This window comes from Streptomyces sp. NPDC048560, from assembly GCF_040650955.1.
Lineage (GTDB): Bacteria > Actinomycetota > Actinomycetes > Streptomycetales > Streptomycetaceae > Streptomyces.
On record NZ_JBEZIJ010000001.1, the window covers coordinates 752,921 to 775,785 of the forward strand.

General features: G+C 68.6%; 21 protein-coding genes. 5 read left to right on the forward strand and 16 right to left on the reverse strand.

All coding sequences use genetic code 11. The features are described from left to right. The first annotated feature begins 118 nt into the window (after positions 1-118). Entirely contained in the window at positions 119-1,705 is a 1,587-nt protein-coding gene (locus tag AB0C82_RS03285; RefSeq protein ID WP_362835768.1) for an ABC transporter substrate-binding protein, read from the forward strand. A gap of 108 nt (positions 1,706-1,813) precedes the next feature. Here AB0C82_RS03285 and AB0C82_RS03290 read toward each other — a convergent pair whose 3' ends face one another. The 16 genes from AB0C82_RS03290 to AB0C82_RS03365 all read right to left on the reverse strand — a co-directional run bounded on the left by AB0C82_RS03290 (position 1,814) and on the right by AB0C82_RS03365 (position 17,839). Then, positions 1,814-2,440: a hypothetical protein gene (locus AB0C82_RS03290; protein WP_362835770.1), complete on the reverse strand. Its 627-nt coding sequence runs from the start codon at positions 2,438-2,440 to the stop codon at positions 1,814-1,816. Further along, on the reverse strand, positions 2,440-5,235 hold the full coding sequence (locus AB0C82_RS03295) for a hypothetical protein (protein ID WP_362835771.1): 2,796 nt from the start codon (positions 5,233-5,235) through the stop codon (positions 2,440-2,442). The genes AB0C82_RS03290 and AB0C82_RS03295 overlap by 1 nt, the downstream gene beginning before the upstream one ends. A gap of 580 nt (positions 5,236-5,815) precedes the next feature. After that, on the reverse strand, positions 5,816-6,457 hold the full coding sequence (locus AB0C82_RS03300) for an OmpA family protein (protein WP_362835773.1): 642 nt from the start codon (positions 6,455-6,457) through the stop codon (positions 5,816-5,818). Next, positions 6,457-7,044 (reverse strand): hypothetical protein, encoded by a 588-nt coding sequence (locus AB0C82_RS03305; RefSeq protein WP_362835775.1) that lies wholly within the window; start codon positions 7,042-7,044, stop codon positions 6,457-6,459. The genes AB0C82_RS03300 and AB0C82_RS03305 overlap by 1 nt, the downstream gene beginning before the upstream one ends. A gap of 29 nt (positions 7,045-7,073) precedes the next feature. Next, positions 7,074-7,676 carry a pilus assembly protein TadG-related protein gene (locus AB0C82_RS03310; protein WP_362835777.1) on the reverse strand — a complete coding sequence of 201 codons (603 nt, stop codon included), beginning with the start codon at positions 7,674-7,676 and terminating at the stop codon, positions 7,074-7,076. Then, complete coding sequence (locus AB0C82_RS03315) at positions 7,673-7,906, reverse strand: hypothetical protein (protein ID WP_362835779.1); 234 nt, start codon at positions 7,904-7,906, stop codon at positions 7,673-7,675. The genes AB0C82_RS03310 and AB0C82_RS03315 overlap by 4 nt, the downstream gene beginning before the upstream one ends. Before the next feature lie 203 nt (positions 7,907-8,109). Further along, complete coding sequence (locus tag AB0C82_RS03320) at positions 8,110-9,189, reverse strand: response regulator transcription factor (protein ID WP_362835781.1); 1,080 nt, start codon at positions 9,187-9,189, stop codon at positions 8,110-8,112. Between the two features lie 50 nt (positions 9,190-9,239). Then, positions 9,240-10,622: a histidine kinase gene (locus tag AB0C82_RS03325; protein ID WP_362835783.1), complete on the reverse strand. Its 1,383-nt coding sequence runs from the start codon at positions 10,620-10,622 to the stop codon at positions 9,240-9,242. Positions 10,623-10,672: 50 nt separating this feature from the next. Then, entirely contained in the window at positions 10,673-11,560 is an 888-nt protein-coding gene (locus tag AB0C82_RS03330; protein ID WP_362835785.1) for a DUF5936 domain-containing protein, read from the reverse strand. A gap of 40 nt (positions 11,561-11,600) precedes the next feature. Further along, on the reverse strand, positions 11,601-12,539 hold the full coding sequence (locus tag AB0C82_RS03335; RefSeq protein ID WP_362835787.1) for a type II secretion system F family protein: 939 nt from the start codon (positions 12,537-12,539) through the stop codon (positions 11,601-11,603). Positions 12,540-12,596: 57 nt separating this feature from the next. Then, a complete protein-coding gene (locus tag AB0C82_RS03340; RefSeq protein WP_362835789.1) occupies positions 12,597-13,937 on the reverse strand; it encodes a CpaF family protein in 1,341 nt (446 codons plus the stop codon). A 37-nt stretch (positions 13,938-13,974) separates the two neighbouring features. Then, positions 13,975-14,370 (reverse strand): TadE/TadG family type IV pilus assembly protein, encoded by a 396-nt coding sequence (locus tag AB0C82_RS03345; protein WP_362835791.1) that lies wholly within the window; start codon positions 14,368-14,370, stop codon positions 13,975-13,977. Then, on the reverse strand, positions 14,364-14,792 hold the full coding sequence (locus AB0C82_RS03350; protein WP_362835792.1) for a TadE family protein: 429 nt from the start codon (positions 14,790-14,792) through the stop codon (positions 14,364-14,366). Before AB0C82_RS03350 ends, AB0C82_RS03345 begins: the two co-directional genes overlap by 7 nt. Before the next feature lie 66 nt (positions 14,793-14,858). Beyond that, positions 14,859-16,106: an AAA family ATPase gene (locus AB0C82_RS03355; RefSeq protein ID WP_362835794.1), complete on the reverse strand. Its 1,248-nt coding sequence runs from the start codon at positions 16,104-16,106 to the stop codon at positions 14,859-14,861. 7 nt (positions 16,107-16,113) lie between these two features. After that, positions 16,114-16,827 carry a Flp pilus assembly protein CpaB gene (cpaB, locus tag AB0C82_RS03360; protein ID WP_362835796.1) on the reverse strand — a complete coding sequence of 238 codons (714 nt, stop codon included), beginning with the start codon at positions 16,825-16,827 and terminating at the stop codon, positions 16,114-16,116. A 148-nt stretch (positions 16,828-16,975) separates the two neighbouring features. Then, positions 16,976-17,839, reverse strand: coding sequence for a hypothetical protein (locus AB0C82_RS03365; protein WP_362835797.1), 864 nt, complete (start codon positions 17,837-17,839; stop codon positions 16,976-16,978). 397 nt (positions 17,840-18,236) lie between these two features. Here AB0C82_RS03365 and AB0C82_RS03370 point away from each other — a divergent pair, with 397 nt between their 5' ends. The 4 genes from AB0C82_RS03370 (at position 18,237) to AB0C82_RS03385 (ending at position 22,822) form a co-directional block, all read left to right on the forward strand. Beyond that, positions 18,237-19,802, forward strand: coding sequence for a hypothetical protein (locus AB0C82_RS03370; protein ID WP_362835799.1), 1,566 nt, complete (start codon positions 18,237-18,239; stop codon positions 19,800-19,802). Positions 19,803-19,824: 22 nt separating this feature from the next. After that, the gene (locus AB0C82_RS03375; protein WP_362835801.1) at positions 19,825-20,397 is read left to right on the forward strand and encodes a hypothetical protein; all 573 of its coding nucleotides are present in this window, start codon (positions 19,825-19,827) and stop codon (positions 20,395-20,397) included. Positions 20,398-20,492: 95 nt separating this feature from the next. Continuing rightward, entirely contained in the window at positions 20,493-20,939 is a 447-nt protein-coding gene (locus AB0C82_RS03380; protein ID WP_362835803.1) for a hypothetical protein, read from the forward strand. Positions 20,940-21,097: 158 nt separating this feature from the next. Then, positions 21,098-22,822, forward strand: coding sequence for a glycoside hydrolase family 18 protein (locus AB0C82_RS03385; protein ID WP_362835805.1), 1,725 nt, complete (start codon positions 21,098-21,100; stop codon positions 22,820-22,822). The last annotated feature ends 43 nt before the right edge of the window (positions 22,823-22,865 follow it).

A 22,865-nucleotide genomic window follows, 5' to 3' on the forward strand; every position in this document is an offset into this window, starting at 1 on the left:
AGCGGATGGATGCGCGTCTCCCCGGTCCGACCACGCGGAGTCTTCCCCGCGCCCGGAGGGTCCGGCGGCTGTGCGGGAGTCCCTCGCATCAGCCGACCCGAAAGCACGAGGCAGTTCTGTGAACGTACGCAAGCGGTGGACAAGCGCGCCCATAGGCGCCGGTCTCGCGGTGGCTCTTCTGAGCAGCTGCGGCCTCCAGAGCGGAGGGAACGCCTCCGAGTCCGAGGACCACATCGTCGTGGGCATGTCGGACGACGTTCTGGCCGCGGATCCGGCCTCGGGATACGACCCCGGATCCTGGCTTCTGTTCAACAACGTCTTCCAGTCCCTGATCAGTTTTCCCCGGGGGAGCTCGACGCCGGAGCCGGAAGCGGCGAAGTCCTGCGCGTTCGAGAACGGCAACAAGACCTACCGGTGCACGCTCCGCGACGGCCTGACCTTCAGCAACGGCAACAGCCTCACGTCCGAGGACGTCAAGTACTCCTTCGACCGGGCGATCAGGATCAACGACCCCGCCGGCCCCGCACCGCTGCTCTCCACGATCGCGGAGATCACCGCGCCGGACGAGCGGACGGTCGTCTTCCAGCTCAAGGTTCCCGACGCCACCTTCCCCAGCAAGATCGCCTCGGGCGCCGGCTCCATCGTCGACCACCGCTCCTACCCGGCGGACAGCCTGCGTACGGACAACCAGGCCGTCGGGTCGGGGCCGTACCAGCTGAAGTCCCTCGACAAGTCGAGGGCCGTCTTCTCGGTCAACTCCGGCTACCGGGGCACGGCGCAGGTGAAGAACGCGGGCGTCACCCTCGACTTCTTCCGGGGCGACCAGAAGAAGCTGGCGTCCGCGCTGCAGAACGGCGACATCGATGTCGCCTACCGCGGTCTGGCCGCGCAGGACATCGCCGAGCTGGAGGCGTCCTCCACCGCGGCCGACAAGGGCATCGCCGTCGTCGAAGGAACCAGCGCCGAGGTGCAGCACCTGGTCTTCAACATGAAGGACCCGGTGGCCGGAAAGCTCTCCGTGCGCAGGGCCATCGCGTACCTGGTGGACCGTGACGCCCTCGTCAGCGAGGTCTACCACTCCACGGCCACCCCGCTGTACTCGATCGTCCCGGCGGGCATCACGGCCCACAACACCGCGTTCTTCGACCTGTACGGCGGCAGCCCGCAGTCGGACAAGGCCGAGCAGGCGCTGCGTTCCGCGAACATCACCGACAAGGTGAAGCTCACGCTGTGGTCCACGCCGAGCCGTTACGGTCCCTCGACCGACAACGCGTTCCGTGCGATCGCCAAGCAGCTCAACGCGAGCGGACTGTTCGACGCCAAGGTCACGTCGCTGCCCTTCGACGAGTACGAGAAGCGGATCGCGGCCGGCGAGCTCGGCGTCTACGTGAAGGGCTGGGTCCCGGACTACCCGGACCCGGACAACTTCACCCAGCCGTTCTTCGGAGCGGACAACGTCCTGCAGAACGGCTACGTGAACGAGGACATCACCGGCCGGATCATCCCGGACACCGCCGCCCTCGCCGAACGCGGCGCCACCGAGCGCGCCTTCGACGAGCTCCAGCAGGACGTGGCCGAGGACCTGCCGATCCTGCCCCTGTGGCAGGGCAAGCAGTACGCGGTGGCGTACGAGAACATCTCCGGCCTGCAGTGGACCCTGGACGCGTCGACGGTCTTCCGCTTCTGGGAGCTCAGCAAGTTCTAGGCCCGCTGCCGTGGGGGCCGCTGCCCCCGCCGCCTTCGCGGACTCTGCGTTGCGTCCATCGCAACGCGGGGTCCGCGCTCCTGTTCCACGGGCGCGGGTCTCACCCGTTCAGTCCAGACCCTGCGCCGCCAGTTCGCGGATCTCGGGACCGAGCGTCTCGTCCGCGGCCAGCCGGGCCAGGGCCTCCCGGCTCTGCGGGACCTCGGCCGTGTGGCGGAGCGCCCACACGGCCTTCTCGGCGGCCATGCCGCGCCGCGCGTACTGTTCGGCGAGCTCCATCGCCCACGGAGTGACCGCCGCGGTGTCGTCGACCATGAGCCCGCACCAGTACAGGACCTGCTCGGCGATCCAGGCGGAGATGCGGACGGTCCACCGGTCGGTGAAGTCCGTCGTGTCGAAGCCCCTGCGCGCGCACTCCGCCTCGGCCTCGGCCATGCGTTCCCGCGTCACACAGCGGGCGTACGGCATGTACTCCCGCAACACGCGCCTGGTCTCCGTCCATTCGGGCCAGGACGCGTCCGGACCCAGGAACTTCAGCGTCACCTCCGCGGGCGGTTCGGGCTCGGTGAGGGGCGCCGGGGGCAGGCATGCTTCGAGCACGGCCCGCGCGTAGGCGATGTTCTCCTGGCTCTCCGGTGTCTCCGGCGGCCAGGCGAAGCCGAGGTCCCAGGAGTACGGCAGGTCGCGTACGGCCTCGGGAAGCAGGGGCTCCTTCCCCGCGTGTTCCACGGTCATCACGAGACTCCCAGGTATTCCTTCGCGCTCTTTGGATCCTTCATCCTGCCGGAGTCACGCGCGGCCTGCTTCTCGGCGTCCGTCTTGCTGTTCCACGCGGCGTCCATGTCCTTCAGCTGCTTGGGAGTGACGTCCTGACCTGCGATCCGGACGCCGAGGCCGTTGTCCGCGAGAGTCCCTGCCGGGGTGCCAGGAGGGGACGCGCCGGTCTTCTTGTCCTTCTGGAATCCGTTGAAGATCTTGTCCCAGTCCTTCGAGTTCTCGATCTCGTACCGGGCCGCTCGCGGCGGGTTCGCTCCGCCCTCCCGGGCCCAGTCGGCGAGCCGCTTGGCCTGGGCGGGGAGGGACGCCTGCGTGGTCGCGTTGGCGGTGTTCTTGACCTCCACGACGTGCACCTTGCCGTCCTTGCCCTTGTACGCGACGTCCACGTCGTCGATGGCGCTCACATCGACCGGTCGGCCGTCTCCGAAGTCCACCGACTTGCGGCCCTTCTGCGCACCGACGCTCGCGAACACCTTCGTGCCATCCGCCGCGTCGAGGTCGGCGGCGCGCTTGGCCGCTCGGGCCTCCGCCATGGCCTCGGCCAGCTGGTGACGGTCGTTGGCCTTGAGGACCGTGCCGCCCAGTGAGCCGCGGCTCTGGGTGTCGATGCGCTTGTCGTTGAGCATGTCGGTGAGATCGTCCAGCGCGGAGGCGAGCTCGTCCTTGCCGAATTCGCCGCGGCTCGGGTCGGGGTCGTCCTTGGCCTTCGCGACAAGCTTGTCCACCGCGCCCTCGTTGAGGCTGTAGCGCTCGGACTTGGGCGTCTTCTGCTTGTCGGCGGCGTCCCGGATGGTCTGCTTGGCCCGCTCGGCCGCCTCGGAGAGTTCGACCCCGTCAGCGGCCCGGTCGGCGTCGTCCGCCTCCTTCTGGGCCTCGCGGGCGTTGTCCGCCTCCTCGCCCTCGCACCTGGAGGTGCCTTCGGCGAGCACGATCAGGGGAGATCCGGCCAGTCCCGCGGCCATGATTCCCGTCCCGGAGCCGGGCACACCTCCGGGCGCGCGAGGCTTACGGACGGCTTCCCCGTCCTCGTACGGTACGAGGACGGCGGCGCCCATCGCGATGCTGCAGCTGCCGTGCTCCTCCGCCTTCTCGACCGCGTCGTCGGCGTGCTCCTGCGCCTCGTCGGCCGCCTTGCGGGCTCCGTCCGCGTCACCGAGTCCGGCAGCCTTGCGGGCACGGCCCGCGGCGTCCTTGGCCTTGTCGGACACCTCGGCGATCGCTTGGGCGAGCTTGCCCAGCTTGCCGAGTTTGCTGGCCTTTCCGGCGACCTTGGCCACGTCGTAGCCGGGAATGAAGAGCGACCCGACATTCCAGATGACGGTGGTGACGGCCTGGGTCTCCTCGCCGCGGTCCCAGGTCTCGCGGACCTCTTCCCCGACGAACATGTCGTCCAGGACCTTGACTCCCGTGTTGACCGAGGCGCCGCCCCAGTCGGTCAGCGCGTCGAAGTAGTCACCGTCGGCCCACTTGTCGCCGGCGTCCTTGGAGTCCGAGCTCCACTTGTCGCCGAGCGACTTCCCGTAGTCGCCGATGCCGGTGATGGTGTCGATGGGGTGGACGACGGTGTCCCACAGGTCGGTGACATCGCCCCAGATGCCGTCGACGAACAGGCCCTCGCCGACCTGCCCGAGCTGATCGAGGGTGCACCCGAGGAAGCCTGAGCACTCCTCCTTCTTCTCGCCGTCGCCTTCGTCGCCGGCCGAATCGTCCCCGTCGGCGACGATGGGCTCGTAGGGATCGGTGGGGTCACCGGCCTCGTCGGACTCGTCGGCGCCTTCCGTCCCGCCGGTGGTACCGGCGCTGTCCCCTCCGGCGCTGTCCCCTCCGCCGGTCTCGCCACCAGCGGTTTCGCCCCCGCCGGTCTCTCCACCTGTGGCCTCGCCCGCGGCGCCACCGGTTTCACCGCCGGTCGCGCCTGCCGTCTCTCCACCGGTGCCGGTGCTTCCCCCGGTGCCGGTGCCACCGCTGCCCGTGCCACCGCTGCCCGTGCCACCGCTGCCGGACGCGCCTGCTGCGTCGCCGCCGGTGTCTCCACCGGTCGAACCGCCGGTCGAACCGCCGCTCGTACCGCTGGTGGAACCACCGGTCGAACCGCCGGTCGAGATGGAGCCATCCGTACTCGCGCCGGTCTGCCCCTCTGTCCCGGCGCCCGCCTCGACCGTCTGCTCGCCGGTTGCCCCGCCGGCGGGGCAGGCCGCTCCGGTGACCGAGCAGATGGCCGACCTGAAACCGTCGGCGATCTGACCGCCGGCTCCGGTCAGGATGAGCGCCAGCACGATCCCCGCGACGAGGGTGACCAGCCCGACGTACTCGATCGCCGACTGCCCGCGGTCCCGCCGCCACGTGATCATGTGGGGCAGCGAGAAGGGGGGCCGCGCGGCCCGCCGCGACTCCGCGAGCCGGAACCACTGCCTGCTCTCCCCACGGCACAGGAAGACGAGAATCACGACGGGCAGAAAGAGCTGGGTGAAGCCCTGCACCGAACCGTCACGGATGTTGGACAGTCCGCCGAGGATCAGCCATGCCTGTACGGCGATGAGGCCCCACCACACGCGGACCCCACCGGTCCAGGCACGCCGGGCCAGGATCCAGCCGGCCGTTCCCGGCGCCGCCGCGTACAGGAGGAGTCCCACCAGCGCGCCGTTGACCGCGTCCAGCGAAGCGGCGGTGAGCAACAGACCGACGCCGCCGAACAGAGTCGCGGCGAACAGCACGTACACCAGCCAGCGGGCCACCATGAGCGGCTGCGGCATGGGTCGGCGGGAAGCGTCATCGGTATGCGATGACGCTCCGGACCACGGGAGACCCCCGGCGACGGACATAGTGACCTCAACCCCCGGAACGGAAACGGCCGTTCATGGTGGCGCGCGGCGCCCCACCCCGGCGGTCAACCGTACGGAGCACGAACGCCCGCGCCATGGGCCCCAGGACCCAAACATGGACCCGGATTTCTGCGCGCCGCCGATCGACGGGCCCGCAACGGACGGCCCGCCCCATTCGGACTCAACGGGGCAGCACCACGAGAGGTGGAAGTCCTTCTGCGGAGCGAACGTTGCGTTGACCGCTACCAGTTCGGACACGACGTGGGCGGCGGGCCAGGCGAACGAGGCGCCCCGTGGGACGACCCGTCGAGACGCCGTCTCCGTCGGTCAGGAGATCAGCGGTCCAGATCCGATGCCGCAGTTGAGGTGACTGATCGGCCGGAGCGTCGTCGGCCGTGTCACCGAGCTCGTACCGTTCGGAGCGTTCGTACGCGCCGAAGAGACCGAGAACGAAGCCGGTCCCTGACGGAGGCGGCACGTGTGTGCCGCCTCCGTCAGGTTCCGACCGTGATCAGCTCTGCGAGCCCTCCGCGCGGGGGAAGGAAACCTCCACCCTGCGGTTCTTCTTACGGTTCTCCTCCGTGGTGTTGCTGGCGATCGGGAACTGCTCGCCGTATCCACGGATCTCGAACGTGATGCTGCTGCCGGTCAGCGCCTTCTGCAGAACACCGTGCACGGCTTCGGCACGCTGCTTGGAGAGGACGTCGCCGTGTGCGGACGAGCCCAGGTTGTCGGTGAAGCCGAATACCCGGATCTTCTTAGCGTCCTGCTTCTTGATCTCCGCAGCGATCGCGTTGATACGACCGGTGGCCGCGGAGCTCAGCTTCGCACTGTCCTTGCCGAAGAGGACTTCGGCCTGGAGAGCGAACTTGATGTCCGAGTTGGTGTCCTCGCGGCGCTCCTCGCCTCCCAGGTCCTCGACGACGGACTTGATGTCGAGGACTTTGGGGGCGGCGAGGGTCGCGCCGTCGGGGAGCTTGAGGTCGGTGTCGTTCGGGTCGACCTCGACCGGTGCTGATGCCGAGGCCGACGGGTACGGGCTGTCATCTGCGAAGGCCTGAGGGGCACCAGCCATGGCCAAGGCGACAGCCCCGGCAGACACTGTCATCGCCACTCGGGCCCGGGCCCGGTGGGTGCTGATAGCTGCACTCATCAGGAAATCTCAATCTTGGCGGTGTTGAACCCCGGAAACTGAAGGTCGACCTGGCTGGTCGACTCAGCGGGCGCCGGGAACTGCGCGAAGAAGGTGAGCGACTCCCCGGCGTCGATGCGCGGCGTGAAGCCCGTAGTGGTGAGAGGACGGTTATCCGTGTCACGGAGAACGTAGTAACGCTTCTTCTCCACCGAGTCCACCAACGTCATACCGGCCAGGGACCGGCCTGTTCGACTCACTTCGGTTTCCTCGCCGCTCCAAGCAACAGGCGTGGTCCAGAACTTTCCGCCGCCGTTCTTGAACTGACCGCTGACTGTGACAAACCCACCCTCGTCGCGAGTGGCGCTGTTGACGATCATGTCGATGCCCTGATCGTTCTTCACCGTCACGAGAACGTTGCTGGTGTCTGGCAATGTTTCTCCGCCACCATTCTCGTCATCGGTTTTTGACGGTGCAGCAGATGACTTGGCCGCCTCGGCTTCCGGCTTCGCGTCGCTGCCACATGCGGTCACCGACAGGGTCAGAACAGCTGCCAGTACAGCAGCACCCCCAGCGCGACGAATGGTCCTGAGGTGCGGATTACTCATCGGTCCAGTTCCTTTGCGTTCGATTGAGATCAGTCTTCGGCGAGTCGTACAGTGAAGAGATCGGTCATGTCCGGCAGGAGCGCCAGGTCCTTGGGGTCGATCACCCATTTCCTGGTGTCACAGTCGAGCGCACCGGGGGACGGCGACGTCAGGTCCGGGTTCGGGATGAACGTGCATCGAGGATCGACGACAGCCACCGATGTCGCGCTGGCCCGCTTCCCCTCCGTGCCCGGAACCAGGTTGGCGCTCATCCCCTTGTCCGACTTGACGCCGACCGTGTATCCCCAGCGGCCGTCGAACAGCGGCCGGCAGTCGACGTCGCTGGCATCGTTCTCTCCAGCGAACCTGTACGCCTTCATGCAACCGCTGTGACTACCGGGAAACGGCCCGTTGAACACGAGGGTGAGGTAGGCCCTGTCCAGGATGCGGGCCCGCAACACCATCTCTTCTCGGCTGCGTGACTCCTGGGCCGCTGCAAGCGCCGCAGCATCTGCCGCGCTCTGCGCCCCATTACGTCTGACATCCGCTTCACCGAACGCAAAGAAGATCAACGCGAGAAAGAGCAGGCCCACCACCGCTGTGATGTACAGCGGTGCGGCCTGCCCTGACTCACGGCGTTGGAAGAGCGTCACCCGCCCAGGACCTCGTTGATCTGCTCGGTGAAGGCGTTCGCGATCGTGTCGCCCATTTCCGTGTTGAGCAGCGCCACCACGATCGCCACCACGAGGATCGTGATGCCGACGTACTCGATGGCGCCCTGGCCCTTGTCGCTCCGGCGCTTCATGGCCTCGACGGCCGTGTTCTTCCAGCCGTTGATGTAGGTCTGCGTGGCGGTGGCGGCCTTCAGGGTGATGTTCGACATGGTGTTCCCCTCCGAGTTCGGCCGACCGGGGATCGGCCGACACTGCTGCGTAAGTTTTCGTGTCGTCCGCGCTTCCGGCTTCCTCCTGGCCGGTCTCGCTTTCGACATGAGAAACGTACGTCGGGGACGCGCCCGGTCGCATGGGCCTGCGGGCCCAACTCCGGGCCCAAGAGTCCAGTTGGGCCTTCAGGCCCATCGTCGTGTCAGCCATGCCTCGTCGACCCCCCGGACGACATGCGGTGCCAGACGGCGATGGCCTCGCCCCGGCTGCCGGCATTCAACTTGGCGAAGATGCGGTTGATGTGGTTCTTGACGGTCTTCTGGCTGATGAAGCAGGTGGCCGCGATCTGCTGGTTGGTCATGCCCGACGCGATCAGGTCCATCACTTCCACCTCCCTTTCACTCAGCTCGGCGATCATTCCCTGGGCCGCAGGCGCGGGAACCCCTATGGACGAATGTGCCACAGATGGTTGCGGAAGCGAAGGCTTTTGCGCAAATCGCGAGGGAGCCAACTCGCCCTGAACTGCCCCCACCTGCGGGTTCTGTACCGGGTTGGGCGCTGCCCCGTTCGGCGCGCCGTGTGCGGATGCAGATACTGGCGCCGGGTGCGCGGCGGGTCGGTAGCCCGGGCCGCTGAACGCCGTCCCCAGTCCTTCCGGCAGCGGCCGGCCGCCCTGGGCCCCGCCGCCCCCGTCCCGTACCGACTCGCGCAGGGCGCTGGAGGCGGAGTACGTGAAGTGCGCCCGGCCCTCCTTCGTGTCACGGACGGCCGCCACCAGCTGGTCGGCGGTGAATTCGCCGTGCACGAGGTAGCCCCCGGCGCCCAGGCGCAGCGCCTCGTGGACGATCTCGCTCTCGCGGCTGTACGTCATCATCAGGACCGGAGCCAGGCGCACCAGGTGCGGCAGGGCCGAGATGCCGTCGACTCCGGGCATCCGGACGTCCAGCAGGACGACGTCGGGGCGGTGCAGCACCGCCATCTCGTACGCCTGCCGGCCGTCGTTCGCCTCCGCGACCACGTCGATGTCGTCACGGCCGTGGAGCAGGACCGTCAGCCCGGCGCGTACGACCGGGTTGTCGTCAGCGACGACGACTCTCAGCGGCACCGGCGGCGGCATGGCGTCAGGGCCGGGGAAGGCCGGGAACTCGGTGGATGCCGTCGGTACGGGGGGACCGGAGGTGGGTGGGGAGCTGAGCGGGCTGGGACGCGAGGACGTGTGCTGCGAGACGTGCGGGTGCTGTGTCCACTGTTCTCCGGAGCTACGGGAGATCTCGTCCGGCATGGTGCGGCCTCCTCTCTCAGGGTGGGGACCGTGGTGGAACGGCGGATGGGTCAGGTGTGGTCAGGACGCGTGCGCTGGTTGGGTATCTGCGGGAGCGGTGGCAGATACCCAGGTGGTGGGGCCGGCAGAGTCTGTGCCGGTGGTGCCAGGTCCATCGCTGCCAGGGACAGGTCGAGCCGGACCTCGGTGCCGCGCGCGGCACGGCCCCGGCCGATGCGGATGCGGGCGCCGATGGACGCCGCGCGCTCGACCATGCCGACCAGCCCGAAGTGGCCGGCCTTGCGAAGGTCGGCCAGCGAGGTGCCGGGGGGCAGGCCGTCCCCGTCGTCGTACACGCTGATCCGCACGGTGTCGCGGACCAGGCCCGCGGAGACGTCCACGTAGGTGGGGTGGGCGTGCCGCTGGGCGTTCTCCATGGCTTCGGTCGCGATGGTGAGTGCGTGCCGGGCCACGGCGTGCGGGATGAGGGGGACGGGGCCGGTGCCGAGGGTGCGGAAGACCGCCTTGACGCCGTGGCGCCGCTCGAAGTCGGCGGTGCGCGCACGGAGTTCGTCCACGACGTCCACGCCGCCGTCCAGCCCGGACTCCCGGCGCAGGTCGGAGAGGAGTTCGCGGGACTCGGCGGCGGCCCGGCGGGCGGCGCGGGCGACCAGTTCGGCCTGGTGCTTGACAGTGAGCGGGTCCATCCGGTCGGCCGTCCCGGCCAGTCCGTCGGCGGCGAGCGCGAGGCCGTGCAGGGTCTTGGCCACGGAGTCGTGCATCTCGCGGGCCAGGCGGGCCCGCTCCTCCTCGACCGCACTGCTCACCGCGAGGCGCGCCCGGGTGTCGGTGAGGGCTTGGGAGGCCGCACCGAAACGGAGGAGCAGGCTCCGCAGCGTGCTGCCGACTGCCCCGGCCATGATGCAGAGACCCACCACGAGCAGGGCCGTGGCGTCCGCCTCGACCTTCTGACTGACTCCGTAGGCGGCTGCCAGCAGGAGAGACTGGAGTACAGCGAAAATAGCACTGCCGCGCCAGCCGTAGACCAGGCCTGCCAGCAGCGGGGTGCATACCGTGACGTACGTGAGGGTGGAACCGGGGGTAGCGGCGAAGAGCAGGAGCGCGCCGAACAGCATGTCCCCAGCGAGCATGGAGGGGTGACGAAGGAGAATTGGACCAAAGCGCTCCCAGTCCCGCATCAGCGCGTACGACACCATGACGGTAACCAGGACCGCTGCTCCCACGAGCCAGCTGCCGAGCCGGTCGTCGACGCTGTCCAGGGCGAAGGGCGCGGCCAGAGCGGTCATCGCGAGGCGGAAGCCGAACAGCTGACGGCACAGGGCTTGCAGCGCGTTGACCTGGATGGGCAGCGGGGGTACGTGTCCGGGTGTGCTCTCGGCCGTGGTCGCGTCCGGTCCGCCCGTGAGTGCCGGTCCGGCCTGTCGGGGGCCCATAGGCCTTTCACCTCCTCGTCAGCTGTCGGGTGAGCGTGATCCGCGCTCGCTCAGGTTCCAAAGACGTCTCCGATGTTGACGTCGGCCGCGTAGTAGAAGCCGACGGCGATCAGGATCATCGTTCCGGGGAGCATGAAGCTGGTGACGATCAAAGTCGCCTTGGGTACGGCCTTGGATGCCTTGCGGCGGGCGTTCTGGGCATCGGTGCGCCGCATGTCGTTGGCGATCTGGATGAGCGTGTCCACGATCGGCGCACCCAGCTCCTCGCCCTGCTGGAGAGCCGATACGAACATCGAGACCTGCTCGGACTCGTTGCGCTTGCGGAGCTGGTCGAAGGCGTCGCGGCGGCTCACTCCCATGTCCATCTGGCGCAGGGTGATGCGGAGTTCGTCGGCCCAGGGGCCCGCGTACTTCTCCGCCACGCGATCCAGCGCCTGCCGGAAGCCCAGCCCGGCCGAGACGACGACGGCGAGGACGTCGAGGAAGTCGGGGAGGGTGCGGTCGATGTCGTCCTTGCGTCGGCTGATGGCGGACCGGATGATCACGTCGGTCCAGAAATAGCCGTAGACCAGCATCAGAACTGCCAGCACGGTCTGTCCGTTCATCAGCATGGCCAGGCCTGCCAGGGCTCCCAACCCGCCGTAGACCGCCCGCCGCGCCGCGTAACGGTCGATCGTCATACCGCCCGGGTTACCCGCCATGTCCAGCTTGCGGCGGACCTTGTCGACGCGCTTGGGGCCCATCATGCGCAGCACCCGGGGCGCGTACCGCATACCCATGCGGTCGATGGCGGAGCCGGTGGCCGTGGTGCGGGTGGCGCCCACCTCCAGGGCGATGGCCAGGTCGCCGGGGAGTTTGGCGTCCGCGCGGTACATGCGGATGCCCTGGAAGGCTCCGTATACGGCGAGTCCGAAGACGGCCGCGATCAGTAGGTCCATGGTGTTGTCCTCTCTCCTGATGCGTGAAGGGCCGTCGGGTTCAGATGCGTACGCGGGTGAGGCGGTTGATCAGGAAGAAGCCCAGGCCGTAGAGGCCGGCGGCGATCACCACGGCGATCCGGCCGGGTGTGGCGGCCGTCATGTCGTCGAGCGCGCCGGCGCGCATCCCGTTGATGATCAACAGGAACCCCATGCCGAGGATCGGGACGGCGACGGCCGTCACCTTCACCTGCGACAGCAGGGTGGTGACCTCGCGCCGTGTCTCCTTGCGTTCCTCCAGCGTCTCCGTGAGGTTGCGCAGCGAGGAGACGATCGTGCCGCCCGCCCGGTTGGAGAGGATGAGGGTGGAGACCAGCACGGTCAGTTCGCGGGAGGGCAGACGCTCGACGAGCTCGTTGAGCGCGTCGTCGAGGGAGTGGCCGACGGACAGCCGGTCGGCGACGCGGCGCAGCTCCTCGTGGGCCGGGTCGTCGAGCTCCTCCACCGCCATGGCGATCGCCGTACGCAGGGCCAGGCCGGCCTGGGTGGCGTTGGCCAGGACGCGGGTGAGCTCCGGCAGCTGGTTGATGAACGCCTCGGTGCGCTTGGCCCGCTGGTAGTTGAGGAAGGCGTTGCCGCCCCACAGGCCGATGAAGGCGGCGAGCAGGCCGAAGAACGGGGCGAAGATCGAGCCGACGACGAAGTAGAGGCCGAGGAGCGCCGCCACCACGTAGACGGCGTACTCACCCGGTGTGAGGTCCAGGCCGGTCGCCGAGATCTTGCGCTCGATCTTCTTGCCGAGGCCCGTCCTGCGCAGCCGCCGGTCGATCCCGCGGAACCGCCGGTTGCGGCCGCCGATGGTGATCTGCCCCGTCTGGGACATGCGGTCGAACAGGATCTGCCGCTGTGCCTTGCCCGATGAGTAGATGTGCACGCCGAGGACGGCGAACAGGCCGGCGAGCAGCGTGACGCCGATCGTCAGGAGCGGAAGATTATCCATGGCGGGCGGGGACCTTCTCGGGGGCGGCGGGCAGGGGACGGGAGTGCGCGGCGGGGCTCAGGCGGCGGATCGGCGCATGATCAGCTGGTCCTCCGACTGGGCGACGCCGAAGGCGGCGGGGATCGCCTCGCTGGTCATGTAGAGGCGTTCGGCGACCCGGCGCGGCAGTGGGTAGTACTCGAAGTTTCCGTAGATGCGGCCGTCGGCCGCGACCGGATGGGACTTGAAGCGGCAGACGGAGACGATGCGGTAGTCCTCGCGGCCGTGCGAGTCGACGACGGCGATCTCGGTGATGCGGCGGGATCCGTCGGCGTGCCGCGTGAGCTGCACGATCACGTCGACGGCGCTGTTGATCTGGTCGTGGATCGCGACGAACGGGATCTCCACCTCGGACATCGAGCTCAGCGTCTGCAGACGCATCAGGGCGTCCTCGGCGTTGTTCGCGTGGACGGTGGCGAGCGAGCCGTCGTGACCGGTGGACATGGCCTGGAGCATGTCGAGGGTCTCGCCGCCACGGACCTCACCGACGATGATGCGGTCGGGCCGCATACGCAGGGAGTTGCGGACGAGGTCGCGGATGGTGATCTGGCCCTTGCCCTCGACGTTCGACGGGCGGCTCTCCAGCGTGATCACGTGGGACTGCTGGAGCTGGAGCTCGGCGGAGTCCTCGATGGTGACGATGCGCTCGCCGTTCGGGATGAGCCCGGACAGCGCGTTGAGCAGGGTGGTCTTCCCGGTACCGGTGGCGCCGGAGACGATCACGTTGAACTTGGCGCGGACCAGTCCCGCGAGCAGCATCAGCATGTGCTCGTCGAGCGAGCCGAGGCCGATCATCTCCTGGAGCGTGAAGGCCCGGGGGAAGCGGCGGATGGTGAGGATCGGGCCCTTGAGCGAGAGCGGCGGGATGATCACGTTGACGCGCTCGCCGGACGGCAGACGCGCGTCCACCATCGGATTGGCCTCGTCCACCCGGCGGTTGACGGTGGAGACGATGCGCTCGATGGTCTGCATCAGCTGTTCGTTGGAGGAGAAGCGCATGGGGAGCAGCTCGAGTCGGCCGCCTCGCTCCACGTACACCTGGTCGGGTCCGTTGACCATGATCTCGCTGATGGAGGCGTCTTCGAGGAGTGGTTCGAGGATGCCGAGTCCGAGGGCCTCGTCGACGACCCGGCGGATGAGCTGTGAGCGCTCCATGGAGGAGAGGACGGGCCCCTCGCGGCTGATGATGTGGCCCAGTACGCGCTCCAGGCGCGCCCTGCGCTCGGCCGCCGCGAGGGCGGACATCTCGGCGAGGTCGATCTCCTCCAGGAGCTTGGCGCGGTAGACCCCGACGAGACGGCTCTCCTCGCTGAGCCCGTTCGTCGGCTCGGGGCTCGTGATGCGCGCCCTCAGGCTCATGTCCTCAACTCCCTGTGGTGGTGCGGTGGTACGGAGATCAGCCGCGCGGCATGGTGGCGCGCTTGGTGACGTCGCCGAAGTCGAACATCGGGATCACGGCCGGGATGTCGATCCGCACGGTCACGGTGACCTCGTCGAAGCCGTGCTGCACCCGGACGTCGGCGTCGTCGGCCAGCCAGCCGCTCATCGAGGCGCGGGCCGCCTGTTCCCCGCCCATGGAGGCGCGGTCGTACGACTCGACGCGGGCGCCCGACCGGGAGGCCGTGCCGGCCTGCTGGGCCGCGTAGACGGCGATGCCCAGCTGGACCACCGCCATGGCGACGACCAGGAGAAGGGTCAGGACGCCCACGTACTCGATGGCGGCCTGGCCTTCCTGACGGGCGTCGCGGGTCCGGCGGGCGCGCCGTCCGGGGTTCGGTGCGTACGTCACCATCCCCAGCTCCTCTCCAGGTTGGCCGACGCCTCGCCGGGCAGCGTCATCGGCAGGTTGAAGCCGCCGGGGAAGAGGAGCGGCACCTCCACCTTCACCTCGGCCTTCATCAGGTCGCCCGATTCATGGCAGACGAAGGTCGCGTCCCAGGCGCTCGGCAGGTCCTCCCGGCCGGCGTCCTGGCAGGCGGCCTGCGCGCTGCCGTTGGCCGTCGTGGCGGCGGTGACCGCCTTGTCCGCGGCGTTGCCCGCGAGCATGAAGGTGTAGCCGACCATGGCCGCCTGCCAGAGGAGGGCGAGCGTGATCAGGATCAGCGGGAGTGTGCCGGTGAACTCGATGGCTGCCTGGCCGCGGTCGTCGCGGAGCCGGGTCCGTGCGGCGGCCGCAGTGCGCTCAGTCGCCTGGCGTGCTTGACGTGGTCTCACCTGTCCCCCTCGGTGGTATCGCTTCGGCCGACGCTTCGGCCGTCTCACCTTGCGTCGCTTCGGTCGTCACTTCGAGCGTCCTCGCCTGCCGCCGATCGAGCCACGGTCGCCCTTGAACTTGCCCTGCTTGTCGGCGCCTTCCGTCTGTTTCACGAGACCCAGGTCCCCGGCCAGGCCCCACAGGGCCTGCTTCACCGTGGACTTGGCCTCCAGGTCCTGCATACGGCCCGCGTCGACCACCGCCTGGAGTTCCTTGAAGTTGGCGGGGATCACGATCCGGGCGACCTTCGTCGCGGTGATCCGTTCGATCAGCGGGGGCTGGATCTCCGTGTTGCGGGTGTAGCGGTTGACGACCGTGATCGTCTCCTCCGCCTTGCGGATCTGCAGCCGGTCCCAGAGCCGGACCATGCGCTTGGCCGCGCGGACCGTCACCACGTCCGGCGTGGTCACCAGGAGCGTGCGGTCCGCCATCTCGATCGCGGCCGCGTTGGCCGTGTTCATGTGCGTGCCGCAGTCGATGATCACGACCTCGAAGCGGTGGCGCAGGGCGCTGACCGTCTGGCGTACGACCCGGTCGCTGACCTCTTCCGCCCGCTCCCCCTCGCTCGGTGCGAGCAGCAGCCCGATGCCGCTGTCGTGGTTGTACAGGGCGTCCTGGAGGACCCGGGGCGAGATGTCCTGGATGGTGGACAGGTCGACGATCGACCGGCGGAACTGCACGTCGAGGTACGAGGCGACGTCCCCGGACTGGAGGTCCAGGTCGGCCAGGGCGACCGTGTGTCCGGACGCCTTCGCGGCCAGCGCGAGCTGGACGGCGGTCACGGTCGTACCCACTCCGCCCTTCGCGCCGCTGACCGTGACGACGGTGCCGCTGGGGCCGGTGAAGACGTCCGCGCCCGCGCCCAGGTGGCGCCGGACCCCGACGGACCAGCCCGCCGCCGCCTGAACGCGCTGGGCCAGCTCCTCGTACGAGAGGGGAAGGCCGACCAGACCACGGGCGCCGGAGTCCATGGCCGCCGAGTAGAGCCCGGGGCTCGCGTCGGCGGTGACCAGTACGACCCCGACCGCCGGAAAGCGCAGGGCCACCTCCCGGATCAGCTCCAGGGCCGGAACCGGGCCGATCCGCTCGTGCACGAGCACGACCTCGGGCAGCTCGTCCAGCGACTCGGCGGCGAGCCGGGCCAGGGTGTCGAGCAGCGAGGTGGAGTCACCGAGTGGCCCGGCCGGCTCCGCGTCGGGGAGCTGGCTGAGCAGTGTGGTGATGGATCGGGCGGCGTCGGCATCGCCGACAGCCGGGAGGATTCTTGTGCTCATCCGGCCCTCACTTGTTCTTGTCTTCGTCGAGGTTGTAGCTGCCCTCACCCGGACGGAGCGTGGTCGGACTGTTCTCGGGCAGCAGGGCCAGCCGTACGTGCTCGGCGAAGGACTCCGCGTAGGCGACGCGCTGGGCGTCGGTGGTGTTGAGGGCGAAGGTGATCGGCACGGCCTCGGTCGGGCCGGTGCCGCGGTCGTCGCGCTTCGGGTCGAGGGGCGTCAGCTTCCCCACGTCCAGCACCTTGGCGTTGGCCACGATGACGCGTGAGGTGGACTTCTCGCCCTCGTTCTCACCGGCGAAGGTCGCGAAGATGTTGACGAGGTTGCCGGGGTTGATCTTGCCGGCGACTCCGGTCGCGGCGTCGATCATGATGGCGATCTCCTGCTCACCGTTCTGGAGAACCGGGCGCTTGACGATCATGTCGTCCTGGAGCAGGGAGCCCGCGCGCAGTTCGGTGACCGCGATCTTCCCGTTGACGACCGCGAGGTCCGTGATCGCGTTCTCGGACAGCCAGCGCTTGGGCATCTCTATCTTCTCGAACTGCCCGGGATCCAGGGACGTGTAGGGCGCGATGTTCGACTTCACCTGGTACGCGGTCACTTCCGGTCCGACCTTCGAATTCACATCGCTGATCACCGAGAGCACACCGGCGAAGGCGCCGAAGGCGCAGAGGACCGAGAGGAGCAGAAGGATGACGCCGCGGCGTTGCCGTGAATTCATGAGCGGAGCAACCTCGTTGGGAGACGTGGGCCGATGGTCGGACGGAGAGTCGGACGGACGGAGCAGGACAGGGAGGGGCCGGGCCGTTGTGCTCGGAACCGCCGCACAGGGGCCCGCGTCGGGCCGCTGAGGAGTGCGGCAGGCGGATTCACGACCCGTGGTGCATGGGAGTTCCTTGGTTGAGGACACCGGAACCGTTGGTTTGGTTCTGCTGGGGTCTCAGTGGAGCCGAACACAAACCGCAGCGGTCGCCGATGAGTTCATTGCCGCACCAGGCGCAGATCTCCCTGCGCACGGAGGAGACCAGCTGGTAGACGACCGAGATATCGGGCAGGAAGGCGGCGAATTCGATCATCTTCGAGGTTCCCCACCAGCCCGGCGAATACGAGGGCAGCGGCGCCTCGTGAACGGCCTGGACCTGCCATGAGGGCGCGATCGTCTCCTTCACCCACTCCGACTGGAGCTGCCCCTTCGCGACCAGCAGATGCGTCCCGAACTCGGGCCCGGTCAGGTCCTCCCCCGAACCGACCTTGATCAGCTGGGGGTTCGGGTTGGCCAGCACGCCGAACTGCGAGCCGGGCACCCATGACTTGGCGTGCGCCTTGAGGCTCACGGGCACCCGGTCCAGCTTGGTGACCGTACTGAGGAGGGCACCGGCGTGGATGTAGTGGGAGAGCAGCCGGGCGGCGGATGCGACGACGCCGGCGCTGAAGTCACAGATGGACAACTGCCGCAGCTGGCGCACCAGGACGGCGACGCCCAGCGGCGGGAGATCCACCTTGAGGAGCGCGATGCGGTCGCTCTCCAGCATCGACCGGATCATGTGCAGCCGTCGTTCGTGGGCCTTCGCGATGTTGGCCGGGTAGACGGCGATGACGTAGCCGTGCTGCTCAAGGAGAACGTTCATGTCGTTCAGCGCCAGTTCCAGGGGCTGCGCGTCCGGGGCGTGCAGAAGCGCCGCGGTGGGCGTCTGCTGGTCCGTGGGCGGAAGCACCAGGTCAGCACTGGTCACTGCTATTGCGGTCGGCACGCATTTCCCCGTTCGGCTCCGGCCGCCGCGTACCGCCGGCCGCAATCGCTCTCCTGCTCCGTGCTCCTGCCTCAGCACTTTAACGACGTACGCCGAGGCAGAGAACACCTTTCAGTACCCAGTAACGCAGGACACTCTCCGTACGCACAGGGTGTTCACACCCCAAATCAGCCCAACCGGCCGGTAGTTAAATTCCGTACCAGATGGGCATTCCCTCATGTCGCTCCAGGAGAATGCCTGATCCCTTTCGGGTTTACGGGCCCAACGGGCAGACATGGGCCCGGATTGGGGTCCCAGGACCCACGCCCACACACCGTTCACTTCCGTAATCTCCGGATCCGGCCGGCCGTCGCAGCCGGAGGCGAAGGGGGCTCCTGAAATGGATCAGATCGGGCGAATACCGTCGGTCGGCAGACATCGGGGCGGTAGGAGCTGGTACGGCCTGCCGCTCGACGACCGGGGTGCCACCGCCACGGAGTACGTCGGCATGGTGGTGGTCGTGACCTCCATCGTCGGGGCGCTGACGGCCACGGGCCTCGGCGGCCGGATCGCCGAACGCTTCAGGTGCGCCGTCTCCTTCGGCGAGTGCGGGGACGGCGGCGGGAACGAGGCCGCGCCGAAGACGGACGCGGACTTCGAACCGCCGCTCTGTCAGCTCTCCTCGATCTCGGACAAGGCCGGAGCCAAGGCGAAGGTCCTGTTCATCGAGTGGGGCGAGGAGTACGGCTTCCAGCAGCAGACGTTCCAGTCGAAGACCGACATGAACGGTGACGGCAAGGTCGACGGGAACGACCAGCAGGTCACCATGACGTTCACCGACGCCGCGTCGATCGCCGCCAAGAAGGACTTCAAACCGGGCCTGAAAGTCGGTTCGTTCGGCACGGACAAGGTGGAACTCGGCGCGGGCATCAAGGTCACCAACGGCGACACCTGGGTGTTCAGGAGCGAGGAGGAGGCGAAGTCCTTCCGCGACGACATCGAGATGCTCAAGACGTACGAGCTCTCCAACCGGCACGCCAACGCGCAGGGCGCGGGCCTCGGCAACAGCATCCTGTACATGTTCGGCAAGGGCCCCATGGCCGAGGAGGAGAAGCTCCGCAAGAGCATCGACGAGAAGCTCGGCAACCGGCACATCAGTTACGGCAAGGTCGGCCTCGACGCCAGCGCCTCCGCCGGTATCAAGATCGGTGCGGGGGACGACAAGAAGCTGAGCGCGTCACTCGGTGGCAACTTCAAGTTCTCACCCGAAGTGACATGGACGGACAACGACTTCAAGGGCACCAAGGCGTACACGTACTCCGCGGCCATCGAGTACGGCACCAAGGTGGGGTACGAGGCCGGTCCGATCAGCGGTGACGCCTCGGCGTCCACCACCCGGACCGGGTCCATCACCGTCACGCACGACAAGAAGACCGGTGAGCTGCTGCGGATCGACATGACGCGCACGGTCGAGAAGGGCACCACCAAGGACGGGGCCAAGGTCGGCGGCGACAACGGGAAGTCCGGCGACGACAAGCGGGGCGGCAGCGGCGGCGTCAAGGGCGGCGGCGAGGACACCGGCATCGAGGTCGTCACCAACTCCGTCGTCCTGAAGCCTGGGGCCGAGGGGGACGCCGACCGGAGGATCGCGCAGGAGTGGCTGGACGGCAACGGGCAGTACGGCCAGCCCTTCGGCTACATGTTCGACGACCACGCGCCGACGGAACGGCCCGGGGACGACGACAGGTTCGGTCAGCTGCTTTTCGACTCCGGGCTGTCCAGCAGGACGACGTACACCGGCGAGACCAACGCGGCGGAGTACGGCTTCGAACTGAATCTGGGGCTGAGCCTCGGCTTCTCGGTGTCCACCGAGAAGAAGGAGGAAACGCTGAACAACGCGGAGTTCCTCGGGGCGCCCAACGGCGGCAGTCGAAGCTACGTCCCGTACAGCTACTGTGCGAACTGATCACGGCCGACAGGAGCCAGCCATGAACACCCTCACGAACCGTCTGATCACCGGGACCACCGTGCTCGCGCTGGGCCTGCTCACCGCTGGGTGCGGGGACGACTCGGCCACCGGCACCGTCCCCGAGGGCTGGGGTGAGCTCACGACCCCGGCCGTCTCGGTCGCCCGTCCCCCCGCCTTCGGGGAACTGGGAGGCGCCGAGCGCGGCAAGCACAACGCGGCCGCAGCTCGGCTCACCGAGGACGGCAGGACGGTCGGCACGATCACCGTGCAGCTGGACTTCACCCGCGCGGACACGGCGGAGGAGGCGGCGATCGGCGCGGAGGCCGGAATCGCGCTCGGCGCCAGACTCGAGGAGCAGTCGGACGTCGAGGTCCACGGCCCGGAGGCGGTGCGGCACGCCAAGCGCGTCGACTTCACGTTCGCCTCCGGCGGCGATGCCGGGACCCCGGTCAAGGGCACCCAGGTCAAGGGTGTGATCATCACCGGTCTCGACTCGGAGAAGAAGAGCTACGCGGTCCGGATCGACACGGCCAAGGGCAGCCTGTCCGCGTCCGACCTGGACCGGATCATCGACAGCATCACGGTGAAGTAGCGCCTCCCTTACGGATCGGTCCGGGCCCGCGAGCCCGGTGCGACCCGAGCGAGAGGCCCCTGACCCGTGATACGCCGACACGGAGGCGGACGAGCATGACGCGGTACACCTACCCCGGGGCCCCCACCCGCCGGGACGACGGGCGCGGGGCGGTGATCTTCGCTCTGGCCCGCGCCTGGGCAGCCGGCATCATCGTGCTGATCGTCACCGAGTACGTACAGGCCACCGTCGTCCACGAGCATGTGGCGACGCCCGAGCGCATGGAGTCGTTCGGCGGGCGCATGGCGCTGATCCACATACCCAACGTGCTGTGCCTGGCGCTCGCGGCATGGGCCGCCGCCCGGGTGCACCGCGAGCCCTTCCGCCACTCCACGCCGCAGCACCTGGCGGCGGCGATCAGCGTGCCGATCGTGGCGCAGCTGCTCAACATGGCGGTGCAGTGGGAGGAGATGGCGGCCGAGGGCCTGTTCATGTCGAACGTGGTGGCGGCGGTGGCGTGTGTGGCGGGGTACGCGGCGGACAAGCTGCAGGACGACGCCTGATCCCGGGGGCCCGCGGTCAGGGGGCCACCGATTGCGGGCGGAACCGGACGAGTCACCGTCAGAGGTCTTGACAAGTCAATTGGTCTGGACCAGCTTATGGGCCAACGGTGGCCACCGCACACTCCGCCAGCACCCCCCAACTCCCCCCGGAGGCACCAGTGGAACGCTCCGCAGGCAGCAGACGCCGCAGGCGTGGAACCCGGCCCGTCATCGGCACCCTGACGGCTGTCCTCGCGGCCGGGGCCCTGTCGGTCACGGGCCTCGTCAGCACCGCGGAAGCGGCCGACGTCAACGTCGCCAAGAACGCCGGTTTCGAATCAGGGCTCGCCAACTGGACCTGTTCCGCGGGCAGCGGCTCCACGGTCTCCTCGCCGGTGCACGGCGGTACCTCGGCGCTCAAGGCCACCCCGGCCGGCCAGGACAACGCCAGGTGCACGCAGACCGTCGCGGTGAAGCCCGGCTCGACGTACACGCTGAGCGCCTGGGTGCAGGGCGGTTACGCCTACCTCGGCGCCACCGGGACCGGCACCACGGACGTCTCCACCTGGACGCCGGACTCCGGCAGCTGGAAGCAGCTGACGACCAGCTTCCGTACCGGCCCGAGCACCACCTCCGTCACCGTCTACACGCACGGCTGGTACGGGCAGACCGCCTACTTCGCCGACGACGTCTCCGTGACCGGCCCCGACGGCGGGGGCGGCACCGACCCCGCCCCGACCATCCCCGCCGCGCCCGCCGGTCTCACCGCCGGTACGGCGACGACCTCCTCCGTGCCCCTGACCTGGAACGCGGTTACCGGCGCGACCGGCTACACCGTCTACCGGGACGGCACGAAGGCCACCACCTCCACCGGCACGTCGGCGACCGTCACCGGCCTGGCCGCCGACACCGCCTACCAGTTCGCCGTGACCGCCACCAACGCAGCCGGTGAGTCCGTCAAGTCGGCGACGATCAGCGCCCGTACCGCCAAGGCCGGCACGCCCGGCCCGGTGACCTCGGTACCCAAGCACGCGGTGACCGGCTACTGGCAGAACTTCAACAACGGCGCGGCCGTCCAGAAGCTCAGCGACGTCCCCGCGAACTACGACATCATCGCGGTCTCCTTCGCCGACGCCACCGCCACACCCGGCGCCGTCACCTTCAACCTCGACACGGCGGGCCTCAACGGCTACACCGTCGACCAGTTCAAGGCCGACATCAGGGCCAAGCAGGCCGCCGGTAAGAACGTCATCATCTCGGTCGGCGGCGAGAAGGGCTCCGTAGCCGTCAACAGCGACGCCTCCGCGACGGCCTTCGCCAACTCCGTCTACGCGCTCATCCAGGAGTACGGCTTCAACGGGGTCGACATCGACCTGGAGAACGGCCTCAACTCCACGTACATGACGAAGGCCCTGCGCGCCCTGTCGGCGAAGGCGGGCTCCGGTCTCGTCATCACGATGGCACCGCAGACGATCGACATGCAGTCGACGTCCGGTGAGTACTTCAGGACGGCGCTCAACATCAAGGACATCCTGACCGTCGTCAACATGCAGTACTACAACAGCGGTTCGATGCTGGGCTGCGACGGCAAGGTCTACTCGCAGGGCTCGGTGGACTTCCTCACCGCGCTCGCCTGCATCCAGCTGGAGGGCGGCCTCGACCCCTCGCAGGTAGGCCTCGGAGTCCCGGCCTCCACCCGGGGCGCGGGCAGCGGCTACGTCTCCCCGTCCATCGTGAACGCCGCCCTGGACTGCCTGACGAAGGGGACGGGCTGCGGCTCGTTCAAGCCGTCGAGGACCTACCCGACGCTGCGTGGCGCGATGACCTGGTCCACGAACTGGGACGCCACGGCGGGCAACGCCTGGTCGAACGCGGTGGGCCCGCACGTGCACGGTCTGCCGTAACCGCCGGAAGGAACCCGTGACCAGCAGCGCCGCCGCTCCCCCG

Coding starts and splice junctions, on each gene's coding strand:
- AB0C82_RS03320 (WP_362835781.1), bottom strand. CDS start 9,189: ATGCCGGACGAGATCTCCCGTAGCTCCGGAGAACAGTGGACACAGCAC.
- AB0C82_RS03330 (WP_362835785.1), bottom strand. CDS start 11,560: ATGGACCTACTGATCGCGGCCGTCTTCGGACTCGCCGTATACGGAGCC.
- AB0C82_RS03355 (WP_362835794.1), bottom strand. CDS start 16,106: ATGAGCACAAGAATCCTCCCGGCTGTCGGCGATGCCGACGCCGCCCGA.
- AB0C82_RS03375 (WP_362835801.1), top strand. CDS start 19,825: ATGAACACCCTCACGAACCGTCTGATCACCGGGACCACCGTGCTCGCG.
- AB0C82_RS03295 (WP_362835771.1), bottom strand. CDS start 5,235: ATGCCGCAGCCGCTCATGGTGGCCCGCTGGCTGGTGTACGTGCTGTTC.
- AB0C82_RS03305 (WP_362835775.1), bottom strand. CDS start 7,044: ATGAGTAATCCGCACCTCAGGACCATTCGTCGCGCTGGGGGTGCTGCT.
- AB0C82_RS03300 (WP_362835773.1), bottom strand. CDS start 6,457: ATGAGTGCAGCTATCAGCACCCACCGGGCCCGGGCCCGAGTGGCGATG.
- AB0C82_RS03340 (WP_362835789.1), bottom strand. CDS start 13,937: ATGAGCCTGAGGGCGCGCATCACGAGCCCCGAGCCGACGAACGGGCTC.
- AB0C82_RS03290 (WP_362835770.1), bottom strand. CDS start 2,440: ATGACCGTGGAACACGCGGGGAAGGAGCCCCTGCTTCCCGAGGCCGTA.
- AB0C82_RS03315 (WP_362835779.1), bottom strand. CDS start 7,906: ATGTCGAACATCACCCTGAAGGCCGCCACCGCCACGCAGACCTACATC.
- AB0C82_RS03335 (WP_362835787.1), bottom strand. CDS start 12,539: ATGGATAATCTTCCGCTCCTGACGATCGGCGTCACGCTGCTCGCCGGC.
- AB0C82_RS03370 (WP_362835799.1), top strand. CDS start 18,237: ATGGATCAGATCGGGCGAATACCGTCGGTCGGCAGACATCGGGGCGGT.
- cpaB (WP_362835796.1), bottom strand. CDS start 16,827: ATGAATTCACGGCAACGCCGCGGCGTCATCCTTCTGCTCCTCTCGGTC.
- AB0C82_RS03325 (WP_362835783.1), bottom strand. CDS start 10,622: ATGGGCCCCCGACAGGCCGGACCGGCACTCACGGGCGGACCGGACGCG.
- AB0C82_RS03345 (WP_362835791.1), bottom strand. CDS start 14,370: ATGGTGACGTACGCACCGAACCCCGGACGGCGCGCCCGCCGGACCCGC.
- AB0C82_RS03380 (WP_362835803.1), top strand. CDS start 20,493: ATGACGCGGTACACCTACCCCGGGGCCCCCACCCGCCGGGACGACGGG.